The sequence below is a fragment of the Limibacterium fermenti genome, assembly GCF_041902845.1.
Classification (GTDB): Bacteria; Bacteroidota; Bacteroidia; order Bacteroidales; family Dysgonomonadaceae; genus Limibacterium; species Limibacterium fermenti.
Map to the genome: position 1 here is coordinate 3,410,035 of NZ_CP159486.1, position 15,359 is coordinate 3,425,393.

At 44.9% G+C, this 15,359-nt stretch carries 15 protein-coding genes; 8 read left to right on the forward strand and 7 right to left on the reverse strand.

The window, feature by feature from the left end:
* The first annotated feature begins 24 nt into the window (after positions 1-24).
* Positions 25-846, forward strand: a complete 822-nt coding sequence (tsf, locus tag ABNK31_RS14740) for a translation elongation factor Ts (protein ID WP_418893218.1) — start codon at positions 25-27, stop codon at positions 844-846.
* A 137-nt stretch (positions 847-983) separates the two neighbouring features.
* On the opposite strand, the gene ABNK31_RS14745 is transcribed toward tsf, so the two are convergent.
* The 4 genes from ABNK31_RS14745 to mutY form a co-directional block, all read right to left on the reverse strand.
* Positions 984-1,634 carry a 4'-phosphopantetheinyl transferase superfamily protein gene (locus ABNK31_RS14745; protein ID WP_418893219.1) on the reverse strand — a complete coding sequence of 217 codons (651 nt, stop codon included), beginning with the start codon at positions 1,632-1,634 and terminating at the stop codon, positions 984-986.
* 78 nt (positions 1,635-1,712) lie between these two features.
* Complete coding sequence (gene gldE, locus ABNK31_RS14750) at positions 1,713-2,984, reverse strand: gliding motility-associated protein GldE (protein WP_418893220.1); 1,272 nt, start codon at positions 2,982-2,984, stop codon at positions 1,713-1,715.
* A gap of 145 nt (positions 2,985-3,129) precedes the next feature.
* On the reverse strand, positions 3,130-3,597 hold the full coding sequence (locus ABNK31_RS14755) for a single-stranded DNA-binding protein (protein ID WP_418893221.1): 468 nt from the start codon (positions 3,595-3,597) through the stop codon (positions 3,130-3,132).
* A 91-nt stretch (positions 3,598-3,688) separates the two neighbouring features.
* Complete coding sequence (gene mutY / locus ABNK31_RS14760) at positions 3,689-4,759, reverse strand: A/G-specific adenine glycosylase (RefSeq protein WP_418893222.1); 1,071 nt, start codon at positions 4,757-4,759, stop codon at positions 3,689-3,691.
* 178 nt (positions 4,760-4,937) lie between these two features.
* Between mutY and ABNK31_RS14765 the strand changes: the two genes are divergently transcribed.
* The 3 genes from ABNK31_RS14765 (at position 4,938) to ABNK31_RS14775 (ending at position 7,436) form a co-directional block, all read left to right on the forward strand.
* Entirely contained in the window at positions 4,938-5,213 is a 276-nt protein-coding gene (locus ABNK31_RS14765) for an HU family DNA-binding protein (RefSeq protein WP_418893223.1), read from the forward strand.
* A gap of 309 nt (positions 5,214-5,522) precedes the next feature.
* On the forward strand, positions 5,523-7,091 hold the full coding sequence (locus tag ABNK31_RS14770; RefSeq protein ID WP_418893224.1) for an Rne/Rng family ribonuclease: 1,569 nt from the start codon (positions 5,523-5,525) through the stop codon (positions 7,089-7,091).
* A 108-nt stretch (positions 7,092-7,199) separates the two neighbouring features.
* The gene (locus ABNK31_RS14775; protein WP_418893225.1) at positions 7,200-7,436 is read left to right on the forward strand and encodes a hypothetical protein; all 237 of its coding nucleotides are present in this window, start codon (positions 7,200-7,202) and stop codon (positions 7,434-7,436) included.
* 212 nt (positions 7,437-7,648) lie between these two features.
* On the opposite strand, the gene ABNK31_RS14780 is transcribed toward ABNK31_RS14775, so the two are convergent.
* The 3 genes from ABNK31_RS14780 to trpS are packed head-to-tail and all read right to left on the reverse strand — an operon-like array spanning position 7,649 to position 10,426.
* Entirely contained in the window at positions 7,649-8,500 is an 852-nt protein-coding gene (locus ABNK31_RS14780; protein ID WP_418893226.1) for a GNAT family N-acetyltransferase, read from the reverse strand.
* A gap of 28 nt (positions 8,501-8,528) precedes the next feature.
* A complete protein-coding gene (locus ABNK31_RS14785) occupies positions 8,529-9,422 on the reverse strand; it encodes a DUF2156 domain-containing protein (RefSeq protein WP_418893227.1) in 894 nt (297 codons plus the stop codon).
* A 14-nt stretch (positions 9,423-9,436) separates the two neighbouring features.
* Positions 9,437-10,426: a tryptophan--tRNA ligase gene (trpS, locus tag ABNK31_RS14790; protein WP_418893228.1), complete on the reverse strand. Its 990-nt coding sequence runs from the start codon at positions 10,424-10,426 to the stop codon at positions 9,437-9,439.
* A gap of 365 nt (positions 10,427-10,791) precedes the next feature.
* Between trpS and ABNK31_RS14795 the strand changes: the two genes are divergently transcribed.
* The 4 genes from ABNK31_RS14795 to ABNK31_RS14810 all read left to right on the forward strand — a co-directional run bounded on the left by ABNK31_RS14795 (position 10,792) and on the right by ABNK31_RS14810 (position 15,178).
* Entirely contained in the window at positions 10,792-11,448 is a 657-nt protein-coding gene (locus ABNK31_RS14795) for a succinate dehydrogenase cytochrome b subunit (protein ID WP_418893229.1), read from the forward strand.
* A 34-nt stretch (positions 11,449-11,482) separates the two neighbouring features.
* Entirely contained in the window at positions 11,483-13,426 is a 1,944-nt protein-coding gene (locus tag ABNK31_RS14800) for a fumarate reductase/succinate dehydrogenase flavoprotein subunit (protein ID WP_418893230.1), read from the forward strand.
* A gap of 19 nt (positions 13,427-13,445) precedes the next feature.
* The gene (locus ABNK31_RS14805; protein WP_418893231.1) at positions 13,446-14,201 is read left to right on the forward strand and encodes a succinate dehydrogenase/fumarate reductase iron-sulfur subunit; all 756 of its coding nucleotides are present in this window, start codon (positions 13,446-13,448) and stop codon (positions 14,199-14,201) included.
* Between the two features lie 143 nt (positions 14,202-14,344).
* Complete coding sequence (locus ABNK31_RS14810; protein WP_418893232.1) at positions 14,345-15,178, forward strand: pilus assembly protein N-terminal domain-containing protein; 834 nt, start codon at positions 14,345-14,347, stop codon at positions 15,176-15,178.
* Positions 15,179-15,359 lie beyond the last annotated feature (181 nt).

Sequence of the window (15,359 nt, forward strand, 5' to 3'; positions counted from 1 at the left end):
TATAAACTTATAATAAAAAAGAATATGGCAGTTACAATGGCAGACATCCAACACTTGCGCAAAATGACCGGCGCGGGAATGATGGATTGCAAAAATGCTCTGAACGAAGCAAACGGTAATTTCGATAAAGCAATGGAAATTATCCGTAAGAAAGGACAGGCTGTTGCCGCTAAACGCGAAGACCGCGAAGCACACGAAGGATGTGTATTGGCGAAAACAGAAGGCGAATTTGCCGCGATCGTAGCCCTACAATGCGAAACGGACTTTGTGGCGAAAAATGAAGAATTCATTGCGCTTACTCAACAGTTTTTAGACGCCGCGATTCAATACAAACCGGCAACTCTTCAGGATTTATTAGCTCTCAACCTTGATAAAGGAACCGTTTCTCAACTTATCACCGACAAAATCGGTGCGACAGGCGAAAAAATGGAATTAGGATATTATGAACATATCACCGCACCTTCGGTATATTCCTATATCCATTTGGGGAATAAATTAGCGACCATTGTGGGTTTTAACAAGCCCAATGTGGACGAGCATGTCGCCAAAGACATTGCGATGCAAGTTGCCGCAATGAATCCGATCGCAATTACGGCGGAAGAAATTCCGGCAGATATTAAGGAAAAAGAATTATCGATCGCTCGCGACAAAGCCCGTGAAGCCGGTAAACCTGAAAACTTGCTGGATCGTATCGCAGAAGGAGCTTTGCAAAAATTCTATAAAGAAGCTACTCTGCTTCAACAAGAATATGTCAAAGACAACAAGCACACCATTGAGCAGTTTTTGAAACAACACGATAAAGACCTGAAGGTTACTGTGTTTAAACGAGTATCGTTGAATGCATAAAATGTTCTTTACCGTTTAATTAATAGGAAAAGCGCCGTAGATAACAATCTATGGCGCTTTTTACGTCTATAACGGCTTTATCCCGTACAGGTTAATGATCGCACCAACCATTTACCGGCCTAACCCGCTTGAAGCGGTTAAACGGCAACGTCCCTTGAAGAGAGCGTCCAGGTAAGAACATAATCAGGAGAGACTTCGTAATGAATGCGAACCCGATTCAGGAATTGATCCGTTGTCACAATCGCCTGAAGAATCCCTTTCTCACAGGGAGTAAAGGGCAAAATATGAAGATCTTTGCGAAAGTCAACCCCTTCTTTATCCATGAGTTTGAATAAGGTTTCTTTTGCCGACCAATGCAATAAACGATGGATGACGGGGTGCTTATCATCGATATATTCTTCTTCGGAAATAAACTTACCGGCAATTTTATTCACCCGGTTGGAATTTATCTCGATATCGACACCTACCTCGCAAGTCTTGTGCAACAAGACGGCTGCAAAACCTTTGGTATGGGAAATGCTGATATGATAGGAGCCGTCCGCCAAATAAGGGCGCCCATTTTCCTTATATTGTATCTTTTTTGGATCATCCAGAAGAAAGAACAACAGCAAGCGGGTGGAAAGCCATTCGAGAATACGCCTCGGCGAACGGAGCGAAGAAACCGCTTTGACCATGTCCGGGCGTATCTCTTCGGGAAACAATAGCAAAAGCTCTTCTTCCGTTTCCGATATCTGCCAAACACCTAAAAAGCCGTCTTTATCATCAATATACTCTTTCCTTATCAACATATTCTTTTAAATTTACCAGACCGGGGGTATCGGAACGACTTCCCCGGTAGGGAAGCGACCCTCTGGATGAAGGAGATTTCAGGCTTTCGGCGGAATATAACGAACCTTTACGATACGCCGTTTGTTCATTTCCTCGGCTTGGAACGTATATTTTTTATACACAATAATTTCCTTTCGTTTGGGAAAATCGCCCTTCAACTCCAATAATAATCCGGCGATGGTATCGACCTCCTCCGACATTTTGTCGAAATCTTCCGCCGCGACACCGGTAATCTTTATAAAATCGTCGAGAGAGGTTTTGCCCTCAAAGATATACGATCCATCGGCGGCCTTTGTATAGAAGGCCGTCTCCTCATCGTATTCGTCGCTGATATCGCCGACAATTTCTTCCAGAATATCTTCCATGGTCACCAAGCCCGACGTACCGCCATATTCATCCACGACAATCGCCATATGATTCTTATTGGCTCGGAATTCTTCGAGAAGATCGTCAATCCGCTTGGTGCGAGGCACAAAATAGGCAGGGCGGATTAGAGACAACCAATGATAGCTATCGTCTTTATCCAAATACGCCAGCAAATCTTTCACGTACAAAATGCCTTTAATATTATCCGGATTTTCGTCATAGACCGGAATTCTCGAAAACCCCGCTTCGACGATAAACTTGATCACCTCGCTGAAAGGAGTCCGCGAGTCGAGCGCCACCATATCGATGCGTGAAATAAAAATATCGTTTACGGTTTTATCCTTAAAGCGGATGATGCCTTCGAGCATATCCTTCTCTTGCTCATGGATCGTGTCGTTAGAGGTAATTTCCAATGCTTTGGAAAGATTATCCATCGATATTTCGTGCTTCCGCTGGATGGTGGATCTATTGAAAAGATTGGTCGTCCTTACCAGCAAAGTGGACAACGGGCCGATAACTGCATTCATCAATACAACCACCGGAATAGCGCTGCCGATATACTTCAAGGGATTGTGCGAAGCGTATAGCTTGGGCAATATTTCCACAAACAACACAATACCGCAAACGATGATGATAACTTCCGGCACCAGCCCCTGAAGAGGCGTTCCCGAAAAATAAGGAAGCCGGTTCAACAGATAAATAGCGATCGCCGCAATGGCAATATTCAGGAGGTTATACGAAATAACGATCGTCGCCAAAAGTTTTTCGGGTTTGGAAAGCAGCCTTGTGAGGGTTGTTTTTTGGGTAGCGGTAACCTCTTGGCTATCGTCAATCAATTTTTGATTAATGGAAAAAAAAGCGAATTCCGAACCGGATATAATCGCATTGACCACAATCAGTACAAGCAGGAAGACACATAAAACGGCATCGGATATAGCAGGCATTACAGCCAATATATTCGAAAACAAAAACGATAAAGGGTCAGGGTCCAAGTAACTATAATTTAGTGAAACAAAAGAGAATGTTTTAATTCTTATTCTTTATCATCAGGAATGAAAACATTCTCTTGACAAAAATACGATGAATTATTTAAAATGGCAAATCATCGACATCAGAAACATTATTACTCAAATCGGCAGCGCTATCGGGCGACGAGTTCGGAGCATTATACGAACGCTCGTTGGCGTTGCTTGCGGATGAGTCGGAATGCTCGGGGGCTCCTCCTCTACGACTTAATAACTCCATATTATCGGCATACACTTCCGTAATATATCGCTTAACGCCATTCTGATCGTCATACGAACGGGTACGAAGCTTGCCTTCGATATACACTTGCGTTCCTTTCTTCACAAATTTTTCCACAACCTGTGCCAATCCCCTCCAGCAAACGATATTATGCCATTCCGTCCGTTCGGGAACCTGGGTGCCATTGGCCGCGGTGTAACCTCTTTCGCTGGTAGCCACCGAAAAATTCGCTTTCACGTTGTCATTATCAAAATACTTGATTTCAGGATCTTTTCCTACATTACCTACTAAAATAATTTTATTTACCGACATAACTGTACTTTTTATTTATATATGGAATAATCGTATAAAATACTGCAAAAGCAAAAATACTGTTTTTTTTACACTTTTAGGGTAACCAAAGCTAAATAGTTTCAATATATTTATGGACTAACCGCGAAACGGCATACTCGCCGAGTCGATATCCGGGTATTTCGATAAGCCCGCGCCCTTGCAGCGATTGTTCTGCCGGATCGATATCCACCTGATAGAAATCGGCATAAATCACTTGATGGGAAAGCACATGCTTAAGATGCATAGTATGCCGGATAGTCATTTGCATTACCGGGGAAAAAAGTTGTTTAAACCCGTCTGAATCCTGCAATGCGGCAAAATCTGCGGGCGCATCGGTTTCGACGAGCGGAAACTCATAGAGGTTTTTCCAAATATCGCGTCCGATCCGTTTGCGGATATAGACCTTATCTCCGTAACGAATATGAAAGTAATGGAAATAACGGTTCCGAACCGTTTTGAGGCGGTTTTTAACGGGCAAATCGGCAACTTTGTTACGCGCCAAAGCCAGGCAAATTTCCTGAAAGGGGCATTCCACGCATTCGGGTTGGGCAGGCGTACACACCATCGCGCCCAAATCCATCATCGCCTGATTATGCAATCCTGGAAACCGGGGATGCAAAATCGATTGGGCTACGGCCGTTATTTGCTTCTTCCCGACCGGGGTATTAATGGGCGTATCAATGTCGAACAACCGGGAAAGCACCCGGAACACATTGCCGTCAACGGCAGCGTAAGGCTCATTGTAGGCGATGGAAGCGATCGCCGCGGCGGTATATTCGCCGATGCCTTTGAGCGATAATATATCGGAGTAGGTACGGGGAAACTGCCCGCCGAACCGGTCGACAACTTGCTGCGCCGCCGCATGCAGATTCCGTGCCCGCGAATAGTAACCCAATCCCTGCCACAATTTGAGCACATCGTCTTCGTGAGCCTGCGCAAGCGACACGACATCGGGAAAACGGCGCATAAACCGGACAAAATAGTCCCACCCCTGTTGTATCCGGGTCTGTTGCAGAATAATCTCCGATATCCAAATGGCATACGGGTCGTGGGTGCCGCGCCAAGGCAAGTCGCGTTTATGCACGTCGTACCAACGCAAAAGGAGCGTACTAATACTTAAATTGTTATCGGGATTTTTCATTGCTACACCATCAAATCAGTTACAAAACTACGTTAAAAATACATTATTCGGAGAAAAAACGCAAAAAAAGAGAAAAAATAGGTTGAATTAGTTTTTTCCCTAAAAAAAAAGCTATACATTTGCATTCCAAAATTTTACTGACAGTAATCGAATTATTAATTTTAAAATATAAAGTAAGATGACTAAAGCAGACATTGTAAACGAAATTGCAAAGAATACAGGTGTAGACAAAGCATCGGTTTTGGCAACGGTAGAATCTTTTATGGAAGTAGTAAAAGAGTCTCTAGCTGAAAAAGAAAATGTATATCTGAGAGGTTTTGGTAGTTTTATTGTGAAGAAAAGAGCACAAAAAACCGCCCGTAATATCTCCAAAAATACAACGATTATCATACCTGAACATAACATCCCCGCCTTTAAACCGGCAAAGAGTTTTGTCAATCAGGTAAAAGAATAATAACAACAACCAATTAAAAAGAACAAGTAAAATGCCAAGCGGAAAAAAAAGAAAAAGGCATAAAATGTCTGTGCACAAACGGAAAAAAAGACTTAGAAAAAACAGACATAAGAAGAAAAAGTAAGTTGAGTCTTTTTTAGCCTTACGGATACAAGAACAAACTTAAATACGGATCAACAACAATTAAGTTTGTTCTTTGTATATGTAAGCATCGTAAAGAGAAAAGAGGTAGCCGAGCGCGGCTCCTCCTGCCTGTTGTGAAAACAGAGCCTATAGTACATTTTTAAGAATTAAAAAAAACAGAACATTGTGATAAGCGAACTTGTAGTAGATGTTCAACCGAAAGAAGTCACCATTGCCGTTCTCGAAGATAAAAAACTGGTAGAATTGCAACAAGAGGCGCAAGATGAATCTTTTGCCGTTGGCAACATCTATTTGGGCAGGGTAAAAAAGCTTATGCCTGCCTTGAATGCCGCATTTGTAGATGTGGGTCACAAAAAGGACGCTTTTCTTCACTATTTGGATTTAGGAGTCGAATTCAACTCCATAACGTATTTTCAGAAGTTCGTCAGCGACAAAAAAAAGATTCCGCAGTTGCAGAAAATGAAGTTGCAACGCATAATCGAAAAAGAAGGGACCATCTCCGATGTATTGAAAGTAGGGCAGGAAATATTGGTGCAAATAGCCAAGGAACCCATTTCAACCAAAGGACCGAGGCTGACGGCCGAAATTTCATTCGCGGGACGATTTATGGTATTGATACCTTTTATCGACCGCGTATCCGTATCGCAAAAAATAATGTCGCGCGAAGAACGTGCACGTCTGCGACAGTTGATACAAAGTATCAAGCCCAAGAACTTTGGCGTTATCATACGCACCAATGCCGAGGGAAAAAGAGTAGCAGAACTAGACGCGGAGCTGAAAAACTTACTCAAAAAATGGGAAGATAACATCGTCAAGCTACAGAAAGCCAAAGCCCCGTCGCTCATTTTCGAGGAAACCGGGCGTACGGTAGCCCTGCTGCGCGATATCTTTAACCCCTCGTTTGAGCAGATACACGTTAACGATAAAAACGTAACCAAAGAAATATCCGAATACGTAAGCATTATCGCACCCGACAAAAAAAATGTCGTAAAACCCTATAACGGTGCACTGCCTATTTTGGATAATTTCGGGGTAACCAAACAAATAAAATCGCTCTTTGGAAAAACGGTTACCTTTAAGAACGGAGCGTATCTGATCATCGAACACACCGAAGCTCTGCACGTGATCGATGTCAATAGCGGTAATCGGAACAAATCGTCGCTCGGACAAGAAGACAGCGCCTATATGGTGAATGTCGCGGCCGCCGAAGAAATTGCCCGCCAACTGCGTTTGCGCGATATGGGAGGTATTATCGTCGTCGATTTTATCGATATGAACAAAGGCGAACACCGTAACAACCTGCTCACCAAGATGCAGGAATTTATGGAAAAAGACCGGGCCCGGCATAATATCCTGCCATTGAGTAAATTCGGATTGATGCAAATCACCCGGCAGCGTGTACGTCCCGAAATGGAAGTTGCCACAAGCGAAATATGTCCCACTTGCTTTGGTAAAGGAAAAATAAAATCGTCGATCTTATTCACCGATACGTTGGAAGGAAAGATCGATTATCTGGCGAATAAACTGAAAGTGAAGAAATTTGTCCTGCACATACATCCTTATGTAGCAGCCTATATTCAGCAAGGTTTATTTTCGTTGAAGTACAAATGGAAAAAGAAATACAGCGTGGGAATGAAAATTGTCCCCAACCAAAAATTGGGCTTCCTGCAATATGCATTTTATGACAAAGACGGCAACGAGATAGACTTGAAAGAAGAAATTGAAATGAAATAACGGCTCGCGGATCTACCACCGTAGAGCTCCAATAACAACAAAACCGGTATTACCTTTGTGTAACGCCGGTTTTTTTATGTCGTAAAAGCATTCCTGTCGCCCCCGGGCATGGAAGATGCGGAACACGGGTGCGACTTCGGGCTTCGCAAGCTATGGCAGGCGGCCAGCCTCTTCAAAGATTATCCCGTGGAAGAACGGGCCATTGCGGGAAGAGCCGTGAATGCGCTGATTAACGGGGAAGAGCCTTACACCGATATTATGCAGAAAATAAACCAATTGGTAGACGATTATTTATCCATGCCGGATACCGATTCGGAAAAAAAAGAACCGGGTAAAGCGAAATAATTATCCAATCATACAAGTCGCAATCATTTTAAGTAGCAAGCAGCTTCGGAACATCCTAAAAAGAGAGGCTTCGGATCACCTGCAATAGGAGGTGTTTAAGCAAAAATATTACTCCGTTTAAATTAGAGTATAGTGGTTGGAAGTTGGTGAGTGGAGACTGGTGGTTGGTGGCCGGGGGTACATTGATCGATATACAGGCAGGGCAATGCAAATCATTCCAACATAAAATGCATTTGCGGCGTTTTTTCGGGGAAAGCGGCACGGAGAGGCTCCGCTTTTTCCGACGTGTGATATCCCAATAAGAGTTGGGCTAATCCGGCGATATCCACAGGGTACGGCACATCGCGGCATTTCCCGGCTACAAATTCGATGCAGTTCCGCTCCAGCAGCGAATCGGTAATGGACAGCGCGATGGAAATATCCGGATAGGCTTTTTCGAAAATCCTGAGCAAGCTCCCGGCATCGATTACCCGCGCCATTCCGGGCAGACTTCGTGCGGCGGGAAAATCGAACAGGCGGCTATCCTCCATAATGACCCGGAAATCATCGAACGACTTCTGTACCGTCATATCGTTTGCTCGAAACCAGCTATCGAACTCCCGGTAAGCCCCGAATAAGTCCCCGGGCCATCGTCCGGAAAGTTCTTTCAGCGAAGGCAAGTCAATATTTCCGGCATCGAACGTGGTCGAAAAGCCGAACGAACCATAAAAGGAGGTTAGCTCCTGCTCGGCCGGAACCAATAAAGCCAAGGCGATATTTTTCCGCTGCAACTCGAAGAGGCTGGCTTTCATCAGAGCGGACATATAGCCCTTTCCGCGCGCTTCGGGTAGCGTGCACACGCCCGAATAATAAGCCGCCGGAATCTCCGTGCCGCAAAAAGAGAAGTCGTATGGCAACAGTTGTAGCGACGCCACGACGGCACCTTCTTCGATATACACCAACGTGCGGTCGTCTCGGTACTTATCGCGAAAATACAAATCCAGAAAGGCATCGGTGTCGCCAAAGACATCTTTCCACATGCGCCGCACTTGCGGCCTTACCGTGACATCGGCATATTGTATCATTCTATGCATATTTCGGGAAACAGGGGAGTCAGGGAATCTTCAAGCGGTTCTTTTCAAGCAAGATATCGGGACGATAGGACAATTTGGCCTTGCGTAGCGACTCCAGCCCCATATCTTCTTCGCGGTTGATGTAAGTGAACTGTGCCGCTTCGTGCTCCACGAACTGCTGGTTGATAATGGCATAGGCGCCATGGATATCGGCAAAAGCCTTCTCGACATGCACTATAAACGTGTCGTCGCTCAACCGGATACCCAGAGAAAATGCAATGACCCGATTATCCACGAGAATCGCCCCACCCCGCAGCCCGAGTTCTTTAAAGTTTTTGAGAAAACGCGTGGTGGTGGTATAATCCTTTATCAAGGACGGCTCCGAAGCCTTCACGTGATTCCCGTACCATTGCCGGAGCATTTCTTTGCACGCCCCGATCATTTCGGGATGCTCGTTAAGCGACACATATTGCCACTCGTTTTCTTTTTTGAAACGGTTGATGTGATTTCGCTTACTCTGCAACTTCTTTCCTTTTAAACACCTCAACTTTTCGGAGGCGTAAACATAATCGAAACTGTCGCGTATGGGAGTCGCCACAAAAACGCCCGGCATAAGAGCCTCGATCTCCTCCCGCATATCGGGAGTAACCGCCCCTAATTCGATATTGCTTCTACATCCGCAATCGGCGATGAGTTCTTCGATGATCTTTTTGAGATCGCCTGTCCCGAAAGGTTTCAAAAACGAACATCCGCCCTGCAAATTCATGAATTTGACCAATAAAAAGCCGTCTTTTACAGCATAACGGGTATCGAATGTATGCGCCCACCCGTACAGATTGGTGAAGCACCATTCTGACGAACGATAGGTGTTTTGTTGAAAGAATTGATCGAAAACAGGTTTATCAGAGAGAGTGATGGGTTTAAAATCAATCATGCTGAATCTCTGCCTCAAAACTTTTTAAATCCCATCACTTGCCGCACCTCGTTCAAGGTCTTGGCGGCGCTCTCACGGGCCCGCTCGGCGCCTTCGGCCGTGACTTTGTGAAGGTATTCCTCGTCTTTTTCTATTTCGAGGATACGCTCGCGGATAGGAGTGGTAAAGCGGATAATATCTTCCGACAATTGCTTTTTGAGGTCGCCGTAACGTATTTCACACCGGTTCCACAAGTTATCGAAATGGTTCACCACTTCGGGTGTCGATACGGCACGCAGCACCGTGAAGAGATTCTCGATATAATCGGGTTTCGGAGAATCGGGAACCGTCGGCCCCGAATCGGTCAGGGCCTTTTTGACCTTCTTTTCAATCTCTTGCGGACTATCGGAAAGATATATCGCATTTCCTTCCGATTTGCCCATCTTGCCGTTTCCGTCCAATCCCGGAATTTTAATCAATTCCTCCCCGAAGTTATAGGCCACGGGCTCTTTAAAAAGTTCCACGTTGTAGAAATTATTAAAGCGTCGGGCAAACCTTCTGGTCATTTCCAGATGTTGTTCCTGATCTTTTCCCACCGGTACTTTATCGGCATGATGGATCAGAATGTCTGCCGCCATCAACGTGGGATAAGTAAGCAGGCCCGCGTTCACATTTTCGGGTTGCTTACGGGCTTTATCTTTAAAGGAAACCGTTTTCGACAACTCCCCCAGATAAGCGTGCATATTCAAGTACAAATACAATTCCATCGTTTCCGGAACATCACTTTGCACATAAATCACCGATTTCAGCGGATCGATTCCCGCCCCCAGATAATCCACCAGCACATTCCTTGTATTCTCATGAAGCATACGAGGATCGGGATGCGTGGTGAGGGAGTGGATATCGGCTACGAAGAAAAAACACTTGTTTTCGTCCTGCATGCGAATAAAATTGCGTAACGCCCCGAAATAGTTACCCAAATGCAGCTTACCGGTAGAACGAATACCGCTTAATACTATATCCATGATTCAATTTACTATGAAATGTAGATTCTTTCACCTCCCTCTACGAGAGGCCATTTTTTCGGTGAGCAAAGATACGAAAAGTTATGTCAAACGCCATCAAAACGGGTACAATATGTACATTCGCTCGTTGCATTATCAGACCTGATTCTCTGTTTCACCCCCACAAAACGAATTCATTCCAAATAAAACGGATTAAAGAAAAATTTCCGCAAATAATTCTTTTTTACCGTATAAAAATTGTATTTTTGCAGTCAATAATGATTCGCAACGGTATTCAGTCTCCATTCGACCGGTGAATCTTGTAGATGTGTAACAAAAGTAACGATAAATAAATTCATTAAACTACAAATAAAAACAAGAAATTTATGAGTTGGCTAGTCAAATCTTCTATCGGTCGGAAGTTCATTATGAGCATTTCCGGTCTGTTTCTTATTCTTTTCTTATTATTCCACATGTCCATGAACTTGGTATTGGTCTTCTCGCTCGATGCGTACGATATGATCTGCCGTTTTCTTGGTGCTAATTGGTATGCAATAGTCGGGACGTTGGTTTTGGCTGCCGGGTTTATCGTACATATTATTTATGCGACCCTGCTCACGTTGCAAAACCGCAAAGCCCGGGGTAACGACCGTTATGCTACAGCAAACAAGTCTACCGCTACCTGGTCGTCAAAAAACATGTATGTGTTGGGCATCGCTGTTTTGGCTTTTCTGGTGCTCCACATGATGCAGTTTTGGTACAAAATGCAGTTTAAGGAAATCGTCGGCGACCACACCGCTATCGTAGAAGGATCGTTGCTGGTGGTTCCGTTCTTTCAGAACCCTGTAAATGTTGTTATTTACCTGATCGCTTTCGTGGCATTGTGGTTCCACCTTACGCACGGTTTTTGGAGTGCGTTACAAACCGTGGGATTGAACAATACCGTATGGATGAAACGTCTCAAAGTTATCGGGAATATTGTTGCAACGATTATTTGCGCAGGTTTTGCCTTCACAGCCGTTTATCTTTATTTTGCTTACTAACGCTTCGCTCACGAAGTAATAATACTTATAGAATATGAATCAAATAAATTCAAAAATTCCTGAAGGACCGCTGGAAGAAAAATGGTCGAATTATAAAAGCCATCAGAAACTCGTGAATCCGGCCAATAAAAGGCGCTTGGATATCATCGTTGTGGGAACCGGACTGGCGGGAGCTTCTGCCGCCGCTTCTCTCGGGGAACTCGGATTCAACGTCCTGAATTTTTGCATTCAGGATTCTCCCCGGCGCGCTCACTCCATTGCCGCCCAAGGCGGTATAAATGCGGCCAAGAATTATCAGAATGACGGAGACTCCATCTACCGTTTGTTCTACGATACGATTAAAGGTGGAGACTATCGCGCGCGCGAAGCCAATGTGTATCGCCTTGCCGAAGTCTCGAACAATATTATAGACCAATGTGTGGCACAAGGCGTACCCTTTGCCCGTGAATACGGCGGTTTGTTGGCCAACCGTTCATTCGGGGGTGCTCAGGTTTCCCGCACGTTCTATGCCCGGGGACAAACCGGACAACAACTCTTACTCGGCGCCTACTCGGCATTAAGCCGCGCCGTTCACAAAAAACAAGTAAAGTTGTATACGCGCTATGAAATGGTCGAACTCGTTATCGTCGACGGGCGCGCCCGAGGAATCATCGCCCGCAACTTGGTGACCGGCAAACTCGAACGTTTTGCGGCACATGCCGTGGTTGTCGCCACCGGAGGATACGGCAACACGTTCTTCCTTTCCACCAATGCGATGACATCCAACGGTTCTGCCATTTGGCAATGTTATAAGAAAGGCGCTTACTTCGCCAACCCTTGTATGGCGCAAATCCACCCGACTTGTATTCCCGTTCACGGCGAATTTCAATCGAAACTGACGCTCATGTCGGAATCGCTCCGTAACGACGGACGTATCTGGGTGCCGAAAAAGAAAGAAGACGCCGAAGCCATCCGCCAAGGCAAACTGAAACCTTCTCAAATAAAAGAGGAAGACCGCGACTACTACTTGGAACGTCGTTATCCGGCCTTTGGGAATCTCGTCCCGCGCGATGTTGCTTCGCGTGCCGCTAAAGAACGTTGCGACGCCGGATATGGTGTCGGTACAACCGGTTTGGCGGTCTATTTGGATTTTGCCGAAGCCATTCAACGGCTAGGCAAAGATGTAGTGGAAGCCCGCTACGGAAACCTGTTCCAAATGTATGAAAAGATTGTCGATGAAAATCCGTATGAAACGCCGATGATGATTTATCCCGCCATCCACTATACGATGGGAGGTATTTGGGTCGACTATGAATTGATGACCTCCATCCCGGGATTGTTTGCCATCGGTGAAGCCAACTTCTCCGACCACGGCGCCAACCGGTTGGGAGCATCGGCATTGATGCAAGGTTTGGCCGACGGTTATTTCGTCCTTCCTTATACGATTCAGAATTACTTGGCGGATCAAATTAAAGTGCCGCACTTCAAAACCGATACTCCCGAATTCGATCAGGCGGAAAAAGAAATCAATGCCCGTATCGATCGTTTGATGAGTATACAGGGACAACATTCGGTTGACTCGATTCATAAGAAACTGGGGCATATCATGTGGGGCTTTGTCGGAATGGGACGCGATGCGGATGGCCTTCGCAAAGCGATTGGCGAACTCAAAGAATTGAAAAAAGAATTTTGGAGTGATGTCCGTATCCCCGGAGAGAAGAGTACGTTGAACGTGGAACTTGAAAAAGCGCTGCGTCTGGCCGACTTCATCGAAATCGGCGAACTGATGGCTCACGATGCACTCGACCGGCAAGAATCGTGTGGAGGTCACTTCCGCACCGAGTATCAAACGCCCGAAGGGGAAGCTCTCCGCGACGATGAGCACTTCTCGTATGTTTCTTGCTGGGAATATGAAGGTGAAGATAAAGACCCGGCTATGTATAAGGAACCTCTAGACTATGAATTTGTCGTCCGGCAACAACGTAATTATAAGTCGTAATTTTTAATCGCATCATCCTATGGACAAAAATATAAACATCAAAGTAAAAGTATGGCGCCAGAATGGGCCTAAAGAAAAAGGCCATTTCGAAACATACACATTGGAGAATATTTCGCAAGGGAGTTCTTTCCTCGAAATGTTGGATATCCTCAATGAGAAACTCATCAATGAGGGTAAGAACCCCGTGGTTTTCGATCACGATTGCCGCGAAGGCATTTGCGGTATGTGTAGTTTGTATATCAACGGCCATCCTCATGGCCCCGATGAAGATATCACGACTTGCCAATTACACATGCGTAAGTTTGACGACGGCGACACCATTGTGGTAGAACCGTGGCGTTCGGCAGGATTTCCTATTATAAAGGATCTGATGGTCGATCGTACCGCTTTCGACAAGATTATACAGGCGGGAGGGTATGTTTCCGTCAATACGGGAGGCGTTCCCGATGCAAATGCTATTCCCATCCCCCGTGATAAAGCGGAAGCGGCGATGGATGCGGCTGCTTGTATCGGTTGCGGCGCTTGCGTAGCGGCTTGTAAAAACGGTTCGGCGATGCTTTTCGTATCGGCTAAAGTAAGTCAACTCGCCTTGCTTCCGCAAGGACGAATTGAGGCTGCACGCCGTGCCAAATCGATGGTCTCAAAAATGGATGAGCTTGGCTTCGGGAATTGTACCAATACCGGCGCCTGTGAGGCCGAATGTCCCAAGAACATTTCGATTTCGAATATTGCGCGATTAAACCGCGAATTCTTGAAAGCTAAGTTTAAAGACTAAATAACTTTACCGAGGGCGCCGCCCGGAGCGACAGACTCCCGATCGCCTGAAAACTGTTCGATACAGCGGATTCTCCTGCTGCATTGAACAGTTTTTTATGTGGAAGAGATATCGTTTTGGATAAGGAGGCTATCGATCTTAAAATGGAAGAAAATACGGAAGTGCTTATTTCAGAAGGAAACGGCGATTATAGTGTTTTTTCTATTAATCCCGATATAGCCGCTGTCACGTTAAACGATGACCGGATAGAAATATACGGTAAAAATACGGGGTCTACCAACATTATCATTTCGGATAAGAAAACTCAATTAAAACGATTACCTGTGATCGTTTATCAATATGACAAAATCGTACTGGAAGAGGAAACTGTTAATATCGATTTTAAAATTGGGAATAAAAAAGATGTCACCATTAATATATTGGAAGGCAATGGCAAGTACTCAGCCGTTTCGGAGGACGAAACGATTGCGACGGTACAAACATCGGAAAATACGATTATCATTACAGCACAAGGGAAAGAAGGAAAAACAAATATTGTCGTTACGGATGCAAGTAAACGACAAGCTGTTTTGTCGATTAATACTCAATCAACAACTATTCCCTATGATGAAGAAGAGCTGGCAGCAATAATGGAGGAAACAACAGCTCCTTATTTTGTATTCGATGCGTCAACTGCAAGTGCCCCTTATTATGACTATTTAAATATGATTGAAAACGGAATGAATCTGAGCGGATACACCCGATACGATTTCTATGTCCTGAAAATTTATTATCCGAAAGATGTATCTATCGGAGAAAAGCAAGGATGTAAAATCAGTTATCAGAATATTCCGTATGGTAAATCATCCGACGGAGTTCTTGATCTGGAATACTTTAAAATCATCAAGAACGATGGAAGCAAGATATGGGCGGTTTTCTCTTTAATTGAAAAGGATGTATTGAAATACGGGTATTTTATACAAGATATCCAGCCCTAATTAGACCTGTTGCTTAAAGAAAAGGGGGTGAATCTTTTGCCGATTCAGCTCCTTTTTTCTGTAGGGAACTTTTAACAGAACAAACAGCCGCTTCGGGTTGCCGGAACGGATTGTTTCCACTTGTGAAAACCGCTTCGGGTTTCCGAAAGTACCTTTTTACACTGGAAAAAGTCCCTTCGGG

What these genes read in the sequence shown, in the direction of transcription:
- tsf (WP_418893218.1), top strand. Translation starts at nt 25, where the DNA reads ATGGCAGTTACAATGGCAGACATCCAACACTTGCGCAAAATGACCGGC.
- ABNK31_RS14745 (WP_418893219.1), bottom strand. Translation starts at nt 1,634, where the DNA reads ATGTTGATAAGGAAAGAGTATATTGATGATAAAGACGGCTTTTTAGGT.
- gldE (WP_418893220.1), bottom strand. Translation starts at nt 2,984, where the DNA reads ATGCCTGCTATATCCGATGCCGTTTTATGTGTCTTCCTGCTTGTACTG.
- ABNK31_RS14755 (WP_418893221.1), bottom strand. Translation starts at nt 3,597, where the DNA reads ATGTCGGTAAATAAAATTATTTTAGTAGGTAATGTAGGAAAAGATCCT.
- mutY (WP_418893222.1), bottom strand. Translation starts at nt 4,759, where the DNA reads ATGAAAAATCCCGATAACAATTTAAGTATTAGTACGCTCCTTTTGCGT.
- ABNK31_RS14765 (WP_418893223.1), top strand. Translation starts at nt 4,938, where the DNA reads ATGACTAAAGCAGACATTGTAAACGAAATTGCAAAGAATACAGGTGTA.
- ABNK31_RS14775 (WP_418893225.1), top strand. Translation starts at nt 7,200, where the DNA reads ATGGAAGATGCGGAACACGGGTGCGACTTCGGGCTTCGCAAGCTATGG.
- ABNK31_RS14780 (WP_418893226.1), bottom strand. Translation starts at nt 8,500, where the DNA reads ATGATACAATATGCCGATGTCACGGTAAGGCCGCAAGTGCGGCGCATG.
- ABNK31_RS14785 (WP_418893227.1), bottom strand. Translation starts at nt 9,422, where the DNA reads ATGATTGATTTTAAACCCATCACTCTCTCTGATAAACCTGTTTTCGAT.
- trpS (WP_418893228.1), bottom strand. Translation starts at nt 10,426, where the DNA reads ATGGATATAGTATTAAGCGGTATTCGTTCTACCGGTAAGCTGCATTTG.
- ABNK31_RS14795 (WP_418893229.1), top strand. Translation starts at nt 10,792, where the DNA reads ATGAGTTGGCTAGTCAAATCTTCTATCGGTCGGAAGTTCATTATGAGC.
- ABNK31_RS14800 (WP_418893230.1), top strand. Translation starts at nt 11,483, where the DNA reads ATGAATCAAATAAATTCAAAAATTCCTGAAGGACCGCTGGAAGAAAAA.
- ABNK31_RS14805 (WP_418893231.1), top strand. Translation starts at nt 13,446, where the DNA reads ATGGACAAAAATATAAACATCAAAGTAAAAGTATGGCGCCAGAATGGG.
- ABNK31_RS14810 (WP_418893232.1), top strand. Translation starts at nt 14,345, where the DNA reads ATGGAAGAAAATACGGAAGTGCTTATTTCAGAAGGAAACGGCGATTAT.